Below are 15,694 nucleotides of genomic sequence, written 5' to 3' on the forward strand. Positions count from 1 at the left end.
TCCTGAAAAAAACAAAACGGCAGGCAGTGAAACATGGATCGTCGAGCATTTGGATTGGGTGCTATGGCAACGCTGGGCCTTTCGGCCTGCGCCTCTGCAAACCCCAGATTTCTGACATATGATGGACCCGAAGTGACATCTTTGGTCATCAACAAAAGTGCGCGGAAGATGTATCTTCTGCACAACGAACACGTTCTAAAAGAATACAAGGTGGATCTGGGTTTTGCGCCCGCGGGGACCAAGACCAAACGCGGTGATGGTCGCACGCCCGAAGGCACGTACCTGATCGACCGCCGCAATCCCAACAGCAGTTATCACCTGTCCCTCGGGATTTCTTACCCAAACTCGGATGACGTTGCACAGGCAAAGGCAGCAGGCGTTGATCCCGGTGGCGATATCTTTATCCACGGCCAGCCCAACAAGCGATCTGAACGCAAACGCGCGAAAAAGACGCCGGATTGGACGGCCGGATGCATTGCGGTCAAGAATGAAGAGATTGAAGAAATCTACGCAATGGTGAACCGCGGTACGCTGATCACTCTGCGCCCTTAACAGGTTTCCACGCACCAAATCCGAATTGCATATAGTCGCGCTGGTAGGCATCTGCCGCCAGCGTTTCGAGCGCTTCGTCGTAGATCTCGCCCAGCGTGTAAGGGCTGTCAGGGTCGGTTATTGTTGGCACCAGCGGGGTTTCGTGCCCCACCGACCGGGCCAGATTGGGAAGGGCTGATGCCAGTTCTTCTTCCCTCAGGATCACATCGGGCAGGGCAAATGACACCATTCCTTCCAACACCTGCGCCTGACTGCACCACATTCCGTCAACGCGAACCGGCGTCTGACCCGCAAGGTTCTGGCGCAGAAACTGCAAGAAAGCGGAAAATGCCTCTAGGTGTTGGTCGATAGGGTAGTTGTCTTTGCGCAATTGGCCTGGAATGGGAATTTTGAACCGATTGCGCAGCATATTGCGGATCTTCAGATAAGAACCCGGTCCGGTGCTTAGGATTTTAGAACAAAAAACGGAATGCGCACGGGCCAACGGATGGCGCAGCACGGTGAACTTCCGGTGACCGGGATGGGAAATCATCCACCTCCGTGCCTGCTTTCGGTTCTGGTTGGTGATCAGGGCATCCATGTCCACCCCATCCAGATCAGCCAGCCATTGCGAAACCTGTGCTTCAACCCCTCCGCGCACAGGCAGGTACATCAGTGGTGTGTTCGGCGCGGCCACGTAGTTGGCTACTGCCGGACCACGCTGGGGTTCAAAATTGGGGGTGCGATACAGATTGAACCTGTCGACTTGGGACAAGTCACGCTCAAGCTGATCCGGGTTTGTGACCTTGGACTGGGTCGCCTCGGGGTTTTGAGGTTTCAGCGTGTCATCAAGTTCCGTAAGCCGCCCGGCAACACCCAGCCATTCTGCCAGACCATTCAGCGATTCCAGCCGATTTAAATCGTCATACGCGATGTAGAATGGGGTCTGACCCGAGTCTTGCAGGTGATGAAGCAGCAAAAGTTGGAAATTCTGCTGTTGGTCCAGGTATTTCTGAAACTCGACCACTTTGAATTCGATGCGGGCCTCACGCCTGCGTTTCACGTTTTTTAGCTGCCACTGCTTGGTTTCCCGCGCAATTTGCAACGATATGAAACTGTCCAAGGGGTTTCGCGTCAGGATAATCTTGGCGCAGCGGGGATCGCTTAGAACAGGCTCTAACACGCGTGGATCGTGGCCATCAAAAAAGCGGAAACCATTCAGGCCAAAAGGCGCCTCGCGGATCGCGTCCAGCAGGTCGGTCGGATTCTGGTCCCGCTGCTCAATCGAAATGCCCAGCAGTTCTTCGGTTTTCAATCGCCCTATGAAATGCGGGTTGAACGCCTCGCCGTGGCTGGTGACCCCGTCCAATGCGTTCAGGTTGGCCTCCAGCAGGTTTGAGCCCGTGCGCATGGCGGCAAGAATAACGAAATAGTCGAATTTTTGGCTCATATCCGGTTATCGCACCAAATAAGGTTTTGGATATGGCCTGACCTGTTTTCCGAACACGTCGTCTGACGGAAAGTCGCCCATCATGTAGGGATGCATCCCCTGGTTCTTGAGGTTTTGCAGGAATTGGCCAAATCCCGAAAGGTCAACCATGGTCGGGGTCTGTGTGAGATGGCTTTGGTTTTGAATGCCTATTTCCCCGACCACCGCCTGAAGTGGTTCCATCGGTGTTTCAACAAATTCCGCAAGAGACCACGTTCGAACCCGTGCCTTAGTCCACACCGAGTTCAAAACCTCAAGCTGTTTGGTTTCGATCTGCTGAAGCCGGGCGGCCTCGTTGCGAATATCCGAAAAATTCAGGTTGGACCGAAACAGCGGGATGGCCCATGCGCCAGTGATCACTGAGACTTGGGCATTCTTATCACGTGCCAGAAACCAGCTGATCTTTTGCGTATCACGGGGCCCGAACTGAAAACATTGCCGCTCGCCTCGGGTATTCCAGACAAGGTTGGATAGAAAGGCGGTCGGGTTATAGTCCCGCAATTTTGCACAGTCGCTCAACGCGCCGTTAATGATGGTTTCTCCGCCCGAGAACTCTGCCCGGCTGGGTGCGAAAAGGTGGCCGTGCACGCGCCCGCCTGTTGTCTCAGTCAGCCAAGGCTCAAAATCCTCGAACAGTTCAGCAAAGCCCTGAAAGACGGAATATGGGAAACAGGTCAGGCCATTCTCGCTGCCATGACGGGGAAAGCGGCTTTGCATATACAGCCCGTCCCGTCCCCGTGTGCGGCGTTCGACCGCCTTCGAGAATACGCGGTCGATCTTCCCCGGATTGGGTTCTGCCGGTTTCATTGTGCCAGCCTGATCAGCGAGAAAGGACTGATACAGTCGATCCGCGTCGCGCCAGACCTTACGGGCCACAAAACAATCAGACCTGCGCAAAAGCTGCAGGTGGTCGTCGTAGAATATATGCGGACGCCCCTGATAGTCGAATTTAGACAGGGTGAGTGACCGACTTTCGATTTGGATCGAATAAAGGCGCGCCAATGTCTGAAAATAGCTTTCGTCGGGTATCCAGACCCGGCGAAAATACCGATCATACACCTTGCGCTTGGGGTCCTGCAAAATGGCGGACAGCGTCTGACGGGTCAGGCACCACCATTGGCTGCCCATGTGTGGCACCAATCCTTTGGGGATGCGGCGCCGCATCCCAAGCGCTCGTTGCAGCCGGACGTACAGATCGAACAGCTTGCGGTGCTTGCGCCACGAGAACGGAAACCTCAGCGTGAACCTTTCCTGATCCAGCCCTCCGATGGTCCAGCTAACATCGGCAGTGGTTGCGCTTTCGATGAAATCCACACGCGGACGTTCCGCAAGATAGTCGACAAGTTCGGAAACGGGACGCAGTGGAAGGCAGGCACCCGACGACAAGTAAACGTGGTGAACATCCGGGAACGCGTCCAGCATCAGTTCGGCCGCGGATTGCGAGGCTGCCACGATGCTCCACCCACCCCACTGGCACGTGTGTCGCTCGGAAAATCGGATGAGCGGCGTGTCCGCACAGGATGTGGCCAGATCGGAATATGCCTTGTCCGAGACTTTTTGATCGACGTGAATGACAACAGGACACCCGGCGGTGGCCCAATGGCGCGCAACCTGCTCGACCCGGTGCAGCGCAGAATGAACTAGCATGACGATGCCAAGTTTGCTCATGCCCAGTTTCCTTTGGACATGAGCCCCAGAATTTCGAGCTGCCGCCAGTTGATGTATTTCTCGGACCAGTCGCACCAAAAGACGGGCTGGTCGTCCAACCCTTGGGCATAGGCGCGGTATTCCCCCGATCTTCGATAGTGTTGGCCGCGCTCCATTTCTTCTCGGGCCTTATCTCCCAAAGTGTCGATCAGCTTGGCATGCAGCAGCGCCCCGCTGGTCTTTTCGCCGCCCCATTCGTCATAAACTTGGTTCAGGCCGCGCGGCAGCAGAGAGTGGGTCGAACTGACATAAACATAGCGCCGGTCCCACTTGACCAGCGGTATCTTGTTCAGCGCGGGGGCTTTGGATGGGTTGTCCCGGAAAAACACCCGCGCGCGTGGGCCGCCCTGAATCCACAGGTTTCCGTAGTCGTGGTTCTTTGTGATCATGTAGTTGCCCGAGTCGAACCAGCGGGCGATTTCGAACGGATCCTGACCCTCATTATAGGGTTCGGCTTCAACAGGGCCACGCGGGTACATGTCGATCAGCATCGTGCCAAAACTGCGTACGGCGCATCCGTCCAGCCAATCGGTCAATGCCCGCACCGGGCGGGTGTCGCAGAACGGGTAAATAAAGAACTCATCCGGGTCGACTGTCAGAACCCAATGACCATGCGCGTATTTGCGCAGCAGGTAATTCGACCAGTCGATGCCGAACGTAGCCCGCTTATAGCTTGCATCAGCCCGCCAGACTGAAACATCCGGTTGATCGGCTAGAAATGCGCCGGTTCCGTCATCACTGTCATTGTCGACGAACAAAAAGTGATTGACCCCCAGACGGCGGTAATATTCCAGAAAGAATGGCAGGCGAATTTTTTCGTTTCGCACGACGCTCACCAACAGGACATCACGCCGTTTGATATTCTGTGTTTTCGTCGAAACGGCCGTAAGATCACGCCGTTTTCTAAGGCAGCGCAAAATACGGCGCTTGCGCCGCAATCTCATTCGGTAAGAATCCAACAGGCTCACGTGACTGCCCTACCTTTTGATTTACGCGAGCATACCCGGGGCCTGGATCAGCCAGAGTGGTGCCGGGTCATTATCGGGTTATGCCACTTTTCCATCTATCGAGGCAACGCATTTACAAGCCGTTAGCCGAAGAGGCCGAATTTTCAATCAATATTGCCCATCAACCCAAGCTGCTGCAGTTGCCTCCAGCCTGTGTAACGCTCTGACTGAGGTGTCCACATTAAGGGGCGATTAATTATCCCGTCATAATAGTCCGCGAACTGATCGGGGTTATGGAAATGCTGCCGCCGGGTTTTTTCGACCTTCGATTTCTCGATCACCTCGGGCAGAAACTTGGTGTGCAGTAATACGCCCGACGGTCTGCTGTCATCTGGGCCGTCATAGGCCGCGTTCAATTTTCGCGGTAAGGCCGAATGGCACGAATTGACATAGGCATACCGCCGGGACCACCGAACCAGAGGAAGCTTGTTCAACGTCGGGGACTGCCGCGGCGTGTCGGCAAAGAACATTCGTTCGCGCGCGCCGCCCTGTACCCATAGATTTCCCAAGGGAGATTGCCGTTTTGCGCGGTAAGGACCGGGGTCAAACCAGCTCAGAACTGCAGTTGGGTCAGTGTCGGGTTCATAGCCCTGAACCCCCAGCTGGTCCTTGGGATAAAGGTCCAGCATCAGCGCGCCAAACGCGTCGCGACCCTGTTGGTCCAGAAGGGACGTCAGATCATGAAGGGATTGCGTATCATGCTCTGGGTAGATCAGCAGCTCATCGGCATCCACCATTAGCGTCCAGTGCTCGTGCCCATGCCGCATCTGTAACCAGGTCAGCCAGTCCAGCCCGTACCGCGCATCGCGATAGCCGGCATGCGTCTGCCACAGCGACACGTCCGGCTGGTCGCAAAGAAACACGACCGACCCGTCCTCGCTGCCGTTATCCACAATCAGAAAGTGATCCACACCCAAGGCCCGATAGTGCCGCAGAAACCAGGGCAGGCGGGTAATTTCGCTCCGAAGGGTCGTAAAGGCCAGAATGTCGCCCGGTTTGATCGCGCGGGTTCGATCCAATAGCGGAGTCAACTGGCGGCGGCTGCGAAATGATCTCCACAACAGCCGCCGTCGTTTCAGGCGCAGCCGGTACTTCTGCACCCATGAAAGGGGCGGCAGAATATCCTCGGTACCGGTCACAGGGGGCTCATTTCTCGTAATGGCCGTTTTGATGCCAGCGCCACGCATCGGCAATCATCGTCTCTAACGTAGATCTATTCGGCGCCCAGCCTAGTTCGTCACCGGCGCGCACCGACCCTGAGACCAGCTTGGTGCAGTCCCCGGCCCGGCGCGGTCCGATGGAATAGGGCACGTCGCGATTGGTGACGGACTTGGAATGTCCGATAACCTCCATCACGGAAAATCCGCTGCCTGTCCCAAGGTTGAACACGCGGCTGCCCTTGTCCTGTTCCAGCCAGTTCAGACCCAGAACATGCGCATCGACCAGATCGCAGACATGGACATAGTCGCGGATGCAGGTTCCGTCCGGTGTGTCATAGTCGGTGCCAAACACCGTCAGGCCGTCGCGCTTGCCGTCGATGGCATCCAGCATCAGCGGGATCAGATGAGTTTCAGGGCGGTGGAATTCGCCCACCTCACCGTCAGGGTCCGCGCCTGCAACGTTGAAATACCGGAAAATCACGTGGTTCAGACCATGCGCTGCCTGAAAGTCGCGCAGAATATCTTCGATCGCCCGTTTGGATGCACCATATGCGTTAAGCGGTTCCTGCGGCGTGTTTTCGTCCAGCACGACATTGTCGTGTTCGCCATAAGTGGCGCAGGTCGATGAGAACACGAAGTTCAGGCACCCGGCGGCAACGGCGGCCTCGATCAGAGACAGCGATCCGGTGACATTGTTGGTCCAGTATTTGCCCGGTTCCGACATCGCCTCACCCACCTGGCTGAGGGCCGCGAAATGCATCACGGCGGCGGGCTGGTATTTGGCGAAAACCTCGTCTAGCCGGGCGCGGTCCAATAGGTCGCCCTGTTCAAGGGGGCCGAATTTCACAGCGTCCTGCCAACCGGTAATCAGGTTGTCAAAGGTCACAGGCGTGTATCCTGCTTGCGACAACGCTTTGCAGGCATGCGACCCGATGTAGCCGGCTCCGCCGGTCACAAGAATATTAGTCATTCAAAAGTCCAATTTGTCTTGCCGCCCAGAAAGGCCGATTATTTCTGATATGCACCGCGGTCAGTCCAGCCCCATGGCGGCCATCATCTGTTCCAGTTTCGGCACGTCGTGCGGGTTGTTCAGTTCCCAGAACTGACGACCCTTGGCTTCAACCTCGACGCAAAGAACCTTGCGCCCGTTTTCCATGAAGCGCAGTTGTTCCAGACCTTCCAACTGTTCCAGCGGGCCAACGGGCCATGTGGGGTAAGCAGCCAGAGCATCGGGACGATAGGCATAAACGCCGACGTGGTGAAAAACTGGGGTGTCGTCCGCCGATGCATAGGTCTGGGCGGTATAGGGAACCACTTCTTTCGAAAAATACATGGCGCTGTGATCTGCGGCGAAGACGGCGGTCGTGCCGCCGACGCGCCCGTGCTTGCGATCGTTCAGAAGGCTGTTCAGCGCATCACCGTCGCAGCGCAGAACCGGTGTGGCGACGCCTGCATCTGGTGCGTCGCGCAGCCCTGCGATCAGGTCTTCGACGAACCAATGCGGGGTCAGCGGTGCGTCGCCCTGTAGGTTGACCACGATGTCATAGCCCATGCCCAGATTGGCGTGGGTTTCTGCACAGCGTTCGGTGCCATTTCCACAAGATTCCGAGGTCATGACAACTTCGGCCCCGAATTCTTCGGCCGCGTCACGGATGCGGTCGTCATCGGTGGCGACAACCACCTTGTCCACACCGGATACGGAACAGGCCGCGCGCCATGACCGTTCAATCAGGGTCATTGCTTTGCCACTTGCTCCGGTCAGGGGAACCAGGGGTTTGCCGGGATAGCGGGTCGAGGCATAGCGGGCGGGAATGGCGATCAGAACGGACATCAGGCTTCCTTCAGGTCAACACCCGGAGCGTAGGCGATGAAGAACGGGTTTGCATAGCCGTCCTTGCCATAGGTCAGAGGTGTATGGTCGTCAAAGCGAACCACATTACCGCCAGCGCCTGCCAGAACGGCGTGACCTGCGGCTGTGTCCCACTCCATCGTGCGGCCGACCCGGGGGTACAGATCGGCCTCACCCGTTGCCACCAGACAAAATTTCAGCGATGAGCCGGCGCTTTTGTTGTCCTGCACCTGATACTTATTGATGTAATCCTCGGTCGCCTGATCCCGGTGTGATTTCGAAGCCACGATCAAAAGTGCGGAATTGTCCGGTTTAGAGACTGAGATCGAGGTCGTTTCGTCGATATTGTCCTTATCGAGCGCGCCGGTTTCCTCAACCGATTGTCCGTCGGGTTGCGTGTAAAACATGCGTCCTTTGGCAGGGGCATAGACCACACCTCGGGTCGGCGTGCCATTTTCAACAAGTGCGATGTTCACGGTGAAATCGCCGCGGCGGTTGATGAATTCCTTGGTCCCGTCCAGTGGGTCGACGATCAGGAACGTGTCGCCTTTTTCCGAGTGCGAGTCTGCCTGTTCCTCGGTCACCAGCAGAATATTCGGGAAAGCGTCGCGCAAACCCGCCGAGATCAGGGCGTCTGCGGCCTCATCAGCTTCGGTCACTGGGCTGGAGTCGGATTTGACCTTCACGTCGAAATCATCCGAATTATAGATTTCCATGATCTTGTCGCCAGCTTCCAAAGCCAATCGGCGGATGACGGGGATAAGGGCGTCGTACGTCACAAAAATGCTCCGTTCCTGTGATTTGTTGATTGAATATTCTGTCGGCCTTATGATGTGCCAGTTACGGATCGGCAAGAATTTCGTGACAGTTTACAGGCGATTGGGCAGGAAACGACGCACGCGTGTTTTATTTTAAGCGAAATCAGACCCTTTTGGGTGGCGCGTTCACAACGGCTGAACTGGTGTTTCACGCCGTCGTGCGCAACATCCGCGCGGGTCATTCCAACGCAATTATCGCAATTGTGAAGAATGTCATTCAGGTTCTGGCACTGCTCACTGTCTTTTACCTGATAATGTCCTTTCTTGGGACCCGCGTTGCGAAGGTTCGGGGTGAGTTCATTTTGTTTCTGCTGTCGGGTATCTTTCTGTTCCTCACACATGTCAAAGCGGTTGGTGCAGTGTCCGGTGTTGGTACCGGCGACAACCCGATGATGCTGCATTCGCCGATGAACATGATGGTGGTTCTGTTGGCTGCCGCGTTTGGAACGCTTTATACGCAGTTGGTATCCATTTTCGTGATCCTGTTCGGTTACATAGTCGTCGTTGCCCCGTTGGAAGTTCAAGATCCAGGCGGTGCGTTCTACATGCTGATATTGGCCTGGTTCACTGGGTGCGCTGTAGGTGTGGTGTTCATGGCCCTGAAGCCGTGGTTTCCAACGACTTCGACGATTCTGAGCACGATTTATCGCAGATTGAACATGGTCTTTTCGGGAAAGATGTTCGTGGCAAACGCGCTGGGCGGTTTCATGTTGACGATGTTTGCGTGGAACCCGTTGTTTCATATCATCGACCAGTGCCGCGGATTTGTGTTTCGGAACTATTTTCCGCGCAACACCAACTGGGAATATCCAATCTGGGTTGGCTTGACGCTGTTGCTGATTGGTCTGTTGGGAATTTTCTACACGCGCCAGCAAATCTCGCAGAGCTGGAACGCGCGCCGCTAACTGGCTACGCGCAGGGTCAGGTTGATCCTTCCGCCTTTCGGCAACAGCTTGGATGACCCGAACCGGATGCGATCCACGCCGTGATAGGTCAGGCGCGCAGGGCCACCCATAATCACGACATCGCCCGAGTTCAGCCAGATCGACTCGGTCTTGCCGCCTCGGGCGCTGTTGCCAATGCGGAACAAGGCGTCATCGCCAAGCGAAATTGAGAGAACCGGCCAGGAAAAATCTGCTTCGTCCTTGTCCTGATGCAGCCCCATTCGGGCATTTTCGCCGTAATAGTTGATCAGGCAGCAATCCGGGTCACGTTCCGCGCTGGCCAGATCGCGCCAGACTGCAAGAATGGGTTCGGGGATTGACGGCCAACTGACCCCTTTGGGATGCTGCGACTGATACCTGTAGCCCGCGCGATCTGTCACCCAACCCAACGATCCGGCCGAGGTCATGCGAACGGACATTTCCTTGCCCGAAGGCGTAACGGGCCGGAACAAAGGCGCGGACTTCAGAATCGGGCGCAGTACCTCGACCAGCCCTGTTTGTTCAGTGCTGTCCAGATAGGCTTTTCTGATGTCGAAATCGCGCAAAATCAGCCGCGCCATCGCAGAATCCTCAATCCTTGCCAAAACCTTGCGAAAAAAGGCCACAGAATCCCGAAAACCTGCGATTTACACCGCTTGCAGGCTTTTGGTCCCGCCCTTATATACGCCGGGACGCGTGATGGTGTAGGGCTATTGCGCAAATCAGATCGGGGGCGGGTGCCATAACGGGTCCGGACCTCGGACATCGCCTTGAAGAGAAAGGGATTGAACATATGAGTAAAGTAATCGGGATTGACCTCGGAACCACCAACTCGTGCGTGGCCATCATGGACGGCTCGCAGCCGAAGGTCATCGAAAACGCCGAAGGGGCGCGGACCACGCCCTCGATCGTCGCCTTCACCGAAGATGAGCGACTGGTCGGTCAGCCTGCAAAACGTCAGGCGGTCACCAACCCCGACAACACGATCTTTGGCGTCAAGCGTCTGATCGGCCGTCGTGTGGATGATGCAGAAGTCGAAAAAGACAAGAAAATGGTGCCTTATGCCATCGTCAATGGCGGCAATGGCGACGCATGGGTTGAAGCCCGTGGTGAAAAGTACTCCCCAAGCCAAATCTCGGCCTTCACTCTGGGCAAGATGAAGGAAACCGCCGAAAGCTATCTGGGTGAGGAAGTCACGCAGGCGGTTATCACCGTTCCAGCCTATTTCAACGACGCACAGCGTCAGGCTACCAAAGACGCTGGTAAAATCGCTGGTCTGGAAGTGCTGCGGATCATCAACGAACCGACAGCGGCCGCTCTGGCCTATGGTCTGGACAAGGAAGAAACCCAAACCATCGCGGTTTATGACCTTGGTGGCGGTACCTTCGACGTGACCATCCTGGAAATCGACGATGGCCTGTTCGAGGTCAAGTCGACCAACGGCGACACCTTCCTGGGTGGTGAAGACTTTGACATGCGCATCGTCAACTACCTGGCGGATGAGTTTAAAAAAGAGCACGGTGTCGATCTGTCCAGCGACAAAATGGCCCTGCAGCGTCTGAAAGAAGCCGCTGAGAAAGCCAAGATCGAACTGTCCTCGACCTCGCAGACCGAGATCAACCAGCCGTTCATCTCGATGGGCGCCAACGGCCAGCCGCTGCACATGGTCATGAAACTGACCCGTGCCAAGCTGGAATCGCTGGTGGGCGATCTGATCAAGAAGTCGATGAAGCCTTGCGCGGCTGCACTGAAAGATGCGGGTCTGTCGGCTGGCGACGTGGATGAGGTTGTCCTGGTCGGTGGTATGACCCGGATGCCGAAAGTGATCGAAGAGGTCACCAAATTCTTCGGTAAAGAGCCGCACAAAGGCGTAAACCCGGACGAAGTGGTTGCCATGGGCGCCGCCATTCAGGCCGGTGTTCTGCAGGGCGACGTTAAAGACGTGGTTCTGCTGGACGTTACCCCACTGTCGCTGGGTATTGAAACGCTGGGTGGCGTGTTCACCCGTCTGATCGACCGCAACACGACCATCCCGACGAAAAAGTCTCAGGTCTTTTCGACCGCCGAGGACAACCAGAACGCCGTGACCATTCGCGTGTTCCAGGGTGAGCGTGAAATGGCTGCGGACAACAAGATCCTGGGTCAGTTCAACTTGGAAGATATCCCGCCCGCACCGCGCGGTATGCCTCAGATCGAGGTGACTTTTGACATCGACGCCAACGGCATTGTGTCGGTTTCGGCCAAGGACAAAGGCACCGGCAAAGAGCAGAAGATCACTATCCAGGCTTCGGGCGGTCTGTCCGACGCGGACATCGAAAAGATGGTCAAGGACGCCGAGGAAAATGCCGAGGCCGACAAGGAACGCCGCGAGTTGGTGGACGCCAAGAACCAGGCGGAAAGCCTTATCCATTCGACCGAGAAGTCGATGGAAGAGCATGCCGACAAGGTCGACCCGACCACCATCGAAGCCATCGAGCTGGCGATTGCCGCGCTGAAAGACGAGCTGGAAACCGAGAATGCCGACAAGATCAAGTCGGGCATCCAGAACGTCACCGAAGCGGCCATGAAGCTGGGCGAGGCCATCTACAAGGCGCAAGCCGAAGAAGGTGAGGATGAGCCTGCAGCGGCAGACGCAGCGCCGGGCGATGATGATATTGTCGACGCCGAGTTCGAAGATCTGGACGACGACAAGCGTAACTAACGGGTAACCGGGCCAATTCGGGCCGGTCCGGTTGTCGGGCCGGCCCGATTACGTTGAGGCAGAAGGAAATACTGATGTCAAAACGCGACTACTATGATGTGCTCGGCGTATCAAAGGGCGCATCAGCGGACGAGATCAAGAAAGGCTTTCGCAAGAAAGCCAAGGAATTGCATCCCGACCGCAACAAGGACAACCCGGATGCCGAGGCGCAGTTCAAGGAAGCGAACGAAGCCTATGACGTTCTGCGCGATGCCGAAAAAAAGGCCGCCTATGACCGCTTTGGCCATGCCGCGTTTGAAAACGGCATGGGTGGTGGTGGCCGTCCCGGTGGTGGGTTTGGTCAGGGCGACTTTTCCAGCGCATTTTCTGACGTATTTGACGACCTGTTCGGTGATTTCATGGGTGGTCAGCGTGGCGGGGCCGGCGGCGGCCGTCGTGCTGCACGTGGATCAGACCTACGCTACAACCTGCGCGTGACGCTGGAAGAGGCATTCTCGGGGCTTCAGAAAACCATCAACGTCCCCGCTGCAGTTGCCTGCTCCGCCTGTGACGGTTCGGGCGCGGAAAGTGGCGTCGAGCCTACAACCTGCCCCACATGTTCCGGCATGGGCAAGGTCCGCGCGCAACAGGGCTTTTTCACGGTAGAACGGTCTTGTCCGACCTGTTCGGGCCTTGGCCAGATCATTAAGAATCCCTGTAAATCCTGTGGCGGCGCAGGCCGCGTCGAAAAAGAGCGCGCATTGTCCGTGAACATCCCTGCCGGTGTTGAAACCGGTACGCGCATTCGTCTGGCAGGCGAGGGTGAGGCCGGGATGCGTGGTGGCCCTCCTGGCGATCTCTATATTTTTGTCGAGGTTTCGGACCACAAACTGTTCGAACGTGACAGCGTGAACCTTTATTGCCGTGTACCTGTCAGCATGGCAAAGGCCGCGCTGGGTGGGTCGATCGAGGTGCCGACGATCGACGGCGGCCGTGGTCGCGTGCAGATTCCGGCTGGAAGTCAGTCGGGCCGACAGATGCGTCTACGCAGCAAGGGTATGCCCGCGCTGCGCGGTGGCGGTGTCGGCGATATGTTCATCGAATTGGCGGTGGAAACACCGGTGAACCTGACCAGCCGTCAGAAAGAGCTTTTGAAAGAGTTCGACGACTTGGGCGAAGACAATCATCCCGAATCCAAAAGCTTCTTCTCTTCAGTGAAATCGTTCTGGGACGGGATGAAGGGCTGAAGCCTTCAGTCAGGGGGCTCTGCCCCCGCCGCCCATTCGGGCGACTCCCCCGGGATACTTTTAGCCAGATGAAGCAGGGGATCCGTTCTTCATCTGGCCAGAAATATCCCGGAGCGCGAGGCAGAGCCTCGCAGAATCCTCTTGATTAATCCGACCGCGCCTGAGATGTTCTGCGCCAACCGTTGGGGTGCCCTGATCATGGGGCTGAGAGGTGCAAATGCGCCAACCCATCGAACCTGATCCGGGCAATACCGGCGGAGGGAACGGTCGTACAGTTTACTGACGTTATCCACGCCACCGTTGCCCCTACTGAACTGGAGCAACCAAATGGCGCCTATTGCATTGACAATTGCAGGATCGGACAGCGGCGGCGGCGCCGGAATACAGGCCGATCTTAAGGCGATGTCGGCGCTGGGTGTGTTTGGCGCGAGTGTTGTTACGGCGGTAACGGCGCAGAACACCCGTGCGGTGACCGCCGTGCATGGAATACCGCTGGAGGTTATCGCCGCGCAGATTGATGCTGTTCTGACTGATCTGAAGGTTGGTTCCATCAAGATTGGAATGTTGGCGACACCTGAGATTATCCATACCGTGGCCGACAGCATCGCAGCTTTTGAAGGTCCGATTGTTTTGGATCCCGTGATGGTCGCCAAGTCGGGGGATGCCTTGTTGGCGCAGGACGCGGTCCAAACCTTGCGGGATGTGCTCTTACCTCGCGCTTCGGTATTGACGCCCAATTTGCCGGAAGCTGCGTGTCTGTTGGGCAGCGCAGCGGCTACGTCTCCTGCGGAAATGGCGGATCAGGGGCGTAGCTTGTGTGCATTGGGGGCAAAGGCCGTATTGATGAAGGGCGGTCATGGCGTAGGGGATATTTGCCACGATGTACTGCTGGACGCTTCGGGCGTTGTTGGCGAATATACAGCCCCACGTGTTGAGACCCGCAACACGCACGGCACCGGTTGCACGTTGTCATCCTCGATTGCCGCGGGATTGGCCAAAGTTCTTGCACTGCCCGATGCGGTCGCGCAGGCGCATGAGTATCTTCAGGGGGCAATCGCTAAGGCGGATGAGCTGAATATCGGACAGGGCCACGGGCCGGTTCATCACTTTCATCGGGTGTGGACGGCATGACGCTTTGGTCGGTCATAGGGGCCGGTGTTGCCGGTTTGACCGTCGCCAGCGAGCTTGTGTCGCGTGGCGCGAAGGTGCAGGTTTTTGACCCCGGCGGCCCTCCGGGTGCGCATGGGTGTTCCTGGTGGGCTGGCGGTATGTTGGCTCCGTGGTGCGAGTATGAAAATGCCGAGGAACCAGTGCTGCGCCTGGGGCAAGGCGCGTTGGAATGGTGGGGCACGCGCACCGTGGTACATCGGCGCGGCACTCTGGTTGTTGCCAATTCAAGAGATTTGCCTGATCTGCGCCGGTTCTCGCGTCGGACGCGTGAATTTAAGGACGTCGATCAGCCGGAAATAGTCGAATTAGAGCCTGATTTAACGGGTTTTCCTAAGGGCCTGTTCTTTTCGAACGAGGCGCATCTGGATCCGCGTCGCGCGCTGCTGGACCTGTATCGGCGGTTGCAATCAGAGGGTGTGGTATTTCATCAGAAACTTGCCCCGTCGGGTTTGAAAAACACCATTGATTGTCGGGGTTTGCACGCGCGCGAGACATTGCATGACCTTCGTGGGGTCAAGGGTGAGATGCTTGTGATCCGGTGCCCTGACGTTACCCTGTCTCGGCCCGTACGCCTGTTGCACCCGCGGATGCCGCTTTACATCGTGCCGCGCGGCAATGGCGTCTACATGCTGGGCGCGACAATGATCGAATCTGAGGACAGCAGCCGCATCACCGCGCGGTCCATGTTGGAATTGTTAAGCGCCGCATACGCGCTAAACCCCGCCTTCGGAGAAGCGGAGGTGCTGGAAATCGGTGTCGACCTGCGCCCGGCTTTCTCCGACAACCTGCCGCGCATTCGGCGTCTGGGGCATACGATTTATGCGAACGGGCTGTATCGTCATGGTTACCTGTTGGCCCCGGCACTTGCGCAGGGTGTGGCTGATCTGGCGCTTGAGAACAAACATTCGGAGATGGTCGATGAAGATCGTGCTTAACGGTGAACCACGCGAGGTGCGCGCCGAAACCTTGTCGGACTTGTTGCTGGAATGCGGGTTTACCGGTCGTGTCGCGACGGCGGTGAATGAAGACTTTGTACCGTCGACCCTACGCGTCGCCCATAAACTGACTGACGGCGACAGGGTCGAAGTTGTTGCGCCGATGCAGGGGGGCTGA

General features: G+C 56.9%; 15 protein-coding genes and 1 riboswitch. Of the genes, 7 read left to right on the forward strand and 8 right to left on the reverse strand.

The genetic code is table 11. The features are described from left to right. The first annotated feature begins 33 nt into the window (after nucleotides 1-33). The gene (locus ACT2B1_RS01555) at nucleotides 34-552 is read left to right on the forward strand and encodes a L,D-transpeptidase family protein (protein ID WP_171123838.1); all 519 of its coding nucleotides are present in this window, start codon (nucleotides 34-36) and stop codon (nucleotides 550-552) included. On the opposite strand, the gene ACT2B1_RS01560 is transcribed toward ACT2B1_RS01555, so the two are convergent. From ACT2B1_RS01560 to cysQ, 7 genes are all read right to left on the reverse strand, one after another. Continuing rightward, complete coding sequence (locus tag ACT2B1_RS01560) at nucleotides 536-1,981, reverse strand: nodulation protein NodH (RefSeq protein WP_481668439.1); 1,446 nt, start codon at nucleotides 1,979-1,981, stop codon at nucleotides 536-538. The genes ACT2B1_RS01555 and ACT2B1_RS01560 overlap by 17 nt on opposite strands. Nucleotides 1,982-1,987: 6 nt before the next feature. Next, nucleotides 1,988-3,688, reverse strand: a complete 1,701-nt coding sequence (locus tag ACT2B1_RS01565; RefSeq protein WP_481668440.1) for a DUF5927 domain-containing protein — start codon at nucleotides 3,686-3,688, stop codon at nucleotides 1,988-1,990. Continuing rightward, complete coding sequence (locus ACT2B1_RS01570) at nucleotides 3,685-4,671, reverse strand: glycosyltransferase family 2 protein (RefSeq protein ID WP_171240529.1); 987 nt, start codon at nucleotides 4,669-4,671, stop codon at nucleotides 3,685-3,687. Before ACT2B1_RS01570 ends, ACT2B1_RS01565 begins: the two co-directional genes overlap by 4 nt. A 167-nt stretch (nucleotides 4,672-4,838) precedes the next feature. Further along, nucleotides 4,839-5,873 (reverse strand): glycosyltransferase family 2 protein, encoded by a 1,035-nt coding sequence (locus tag ACT2B1_RS01575; protein WP_481668441.1) that lies wholly within the window; start codon nucleotides 5,871-5,873, stop codon nucleotides 4,839-4,841. Between the two features lie 7 nt (nucleotides 5,874-5,880). Further along, nucleotides 5,881-6,864 (reverse strand): UDP-glucose 4-epimerase GalE, encoded by a 984-nt coding sequence (gene galE, locus ACT2B1_RS01580; RefSeq protein ID WP_171240431.1) that lies wholly within the window; start codon nucleotides 6,862-6,864, stop codon nucleotides 5,881-5,883. Between the two features lie 60 nt (nucleotides 6,865-6,924). Further along, complete coding sequence (locus ACT2B1_RS01585; protein WP_481668442.1) at nucleotides 6,925-7,725, reverse strand: 3-deoxy-manno-octulosonate cytidylyltransferase; 801 nt, start codon at nucleotides 7,723-7,725, stop codon at nucleotides 6,925-6,927. Beyond that, nucleotides 7,725-8,522 (reverse strand): 3'(2'),5'-bisphosphate nucleotidase CysQ, encoded by a 798-nt coding sequence (gene cysQ, locus ACT2B1_RS01590; RefSeq protein WP_481668443.1) that lies wholly within the window; start codon nucleotides 8,520-8,522, stop codon nucleotides 7,725-7,727. Before cysQ ends, ACT2B1_RS01585 begins: the two co-directional genes overlap by 1 nt. A gap of 122 nt (nucleotides 8,523-8,644) precedes the next feature. Between cysQ and ACT2B1_RS01595 the strand changes: the two genes are divergently transcribed. After that, on the forward strand, nucleotides 8,645-9,466 hold the full coding sequence (locus tag ACT2B1_RS01595; protein WP_171123850.1) for an ABC transporter permease: 822 nt from the start codon (nucleotides 8,645-8,647) through the stop codon (nucleotides 9,464-9,466). Here ACT2B1_RS01595 and ACT2B1_RS01600 read toward each other — a convergent pair. After that, nucleotides 9,463-10,065 carry an alpha-ketoglutarate-dependent dioxygenase AlkB family protein gene (locus ACT2B1_RS01600; protein ID WP_171123852.1) on the reverse strand — a complete coding sequence of 201 codons (603 nt, stop codon included), beginning with the start codon at nucleotides 10,063-10,065 and terminating at the stop codon, nucleotides 9,463-9,465. The genes ACT2B1_RS01595 and ACT2B1_RS01600 overlap by 4 nt on opposite strands. Before the next feature lie 212 nt (nucleotides 10,066-10,277). Here ACT2B1_RS01600 and dnaK point away from each other — a divergent pair, with 212 nt between their 5' ends. From dnaK to thiS, 5 genes are all read left to right on the forward strand, one after another. Beyond that, nucleotides 10,278-12,185, forward strand: a complete 1,908-nt coding sequence (gene dnaK, locus ACT2B1_RS01605; RefSeq protein WP_171212102.1) for a molecular chaperone DnaK — start codon at nucleotides 10,278-10,280, stop codon at nucleotides 12,183-12,185. A gap of 74 nt (nucleotides 12,186-12,259) precedes the next feature. Next, nucleotides 12,260-13,411: a molecular chaperone DnaJ gene (gene dnaJ, locus ACT2B1_RS01610; RefSeq protein WP_171123856.1), complete on the forward strand. Its 1,152-nt coding sequence runs from the start codon at nucleotides 12,260-12,262 to the stop codon at nucleotides 13,409-13,411. 173 nt (nucleotides 13,412-13,584) lie between these two features. Continuing rightward, nucleotides 13,585-13,691, forward strand: a riboswitch (TPP riboswitch). 47 nt (nucleotides 13,692-13,738) lie between these two features. Next, a complete protein-coding gene (gene thiD, locus ACT2B1_RS01615; protein WP_481668444.1) occupies nucleotides 13,739-14,542 on the forward strand; it encodes a bifunctional hydroxymethylpyrimidine kinase/phosphomethylpyrimidine kinase in 804 nt (267 codons plus the stop codon). Then, on the forward strand, nucleotides 14,539-15,516 hold the full coding sequence (locus ACT2B1_RS01620) for an FAD-dependent oxidoreductase (RefSeq protein ID WP_171240425.1): 978 nt from the start codon (nucleotides 14,539-14,541) through the stop codon (nucleotides 15,514-15,516). Before thiD ends, ACT2B1_RS01620 begins: the two co-directional genes overlap by 4 nt. Next, entirely contained in the window at nucleotides 15,500-15,694 is a 195-nt protein-coding gene (gene thiS / locus ACT2B1_RS01625) for a sulfur carrier protein ThiS (RefSeq protein ID WP_171123862.1), read from the forward strand. The genes ACT2B1_RS01620 and thiS overlap by 17 nt, the downstream gene beginning before the upstream one ends.

This window comes from Ruegeria sp. S263 (assembly GCF_056780525.1).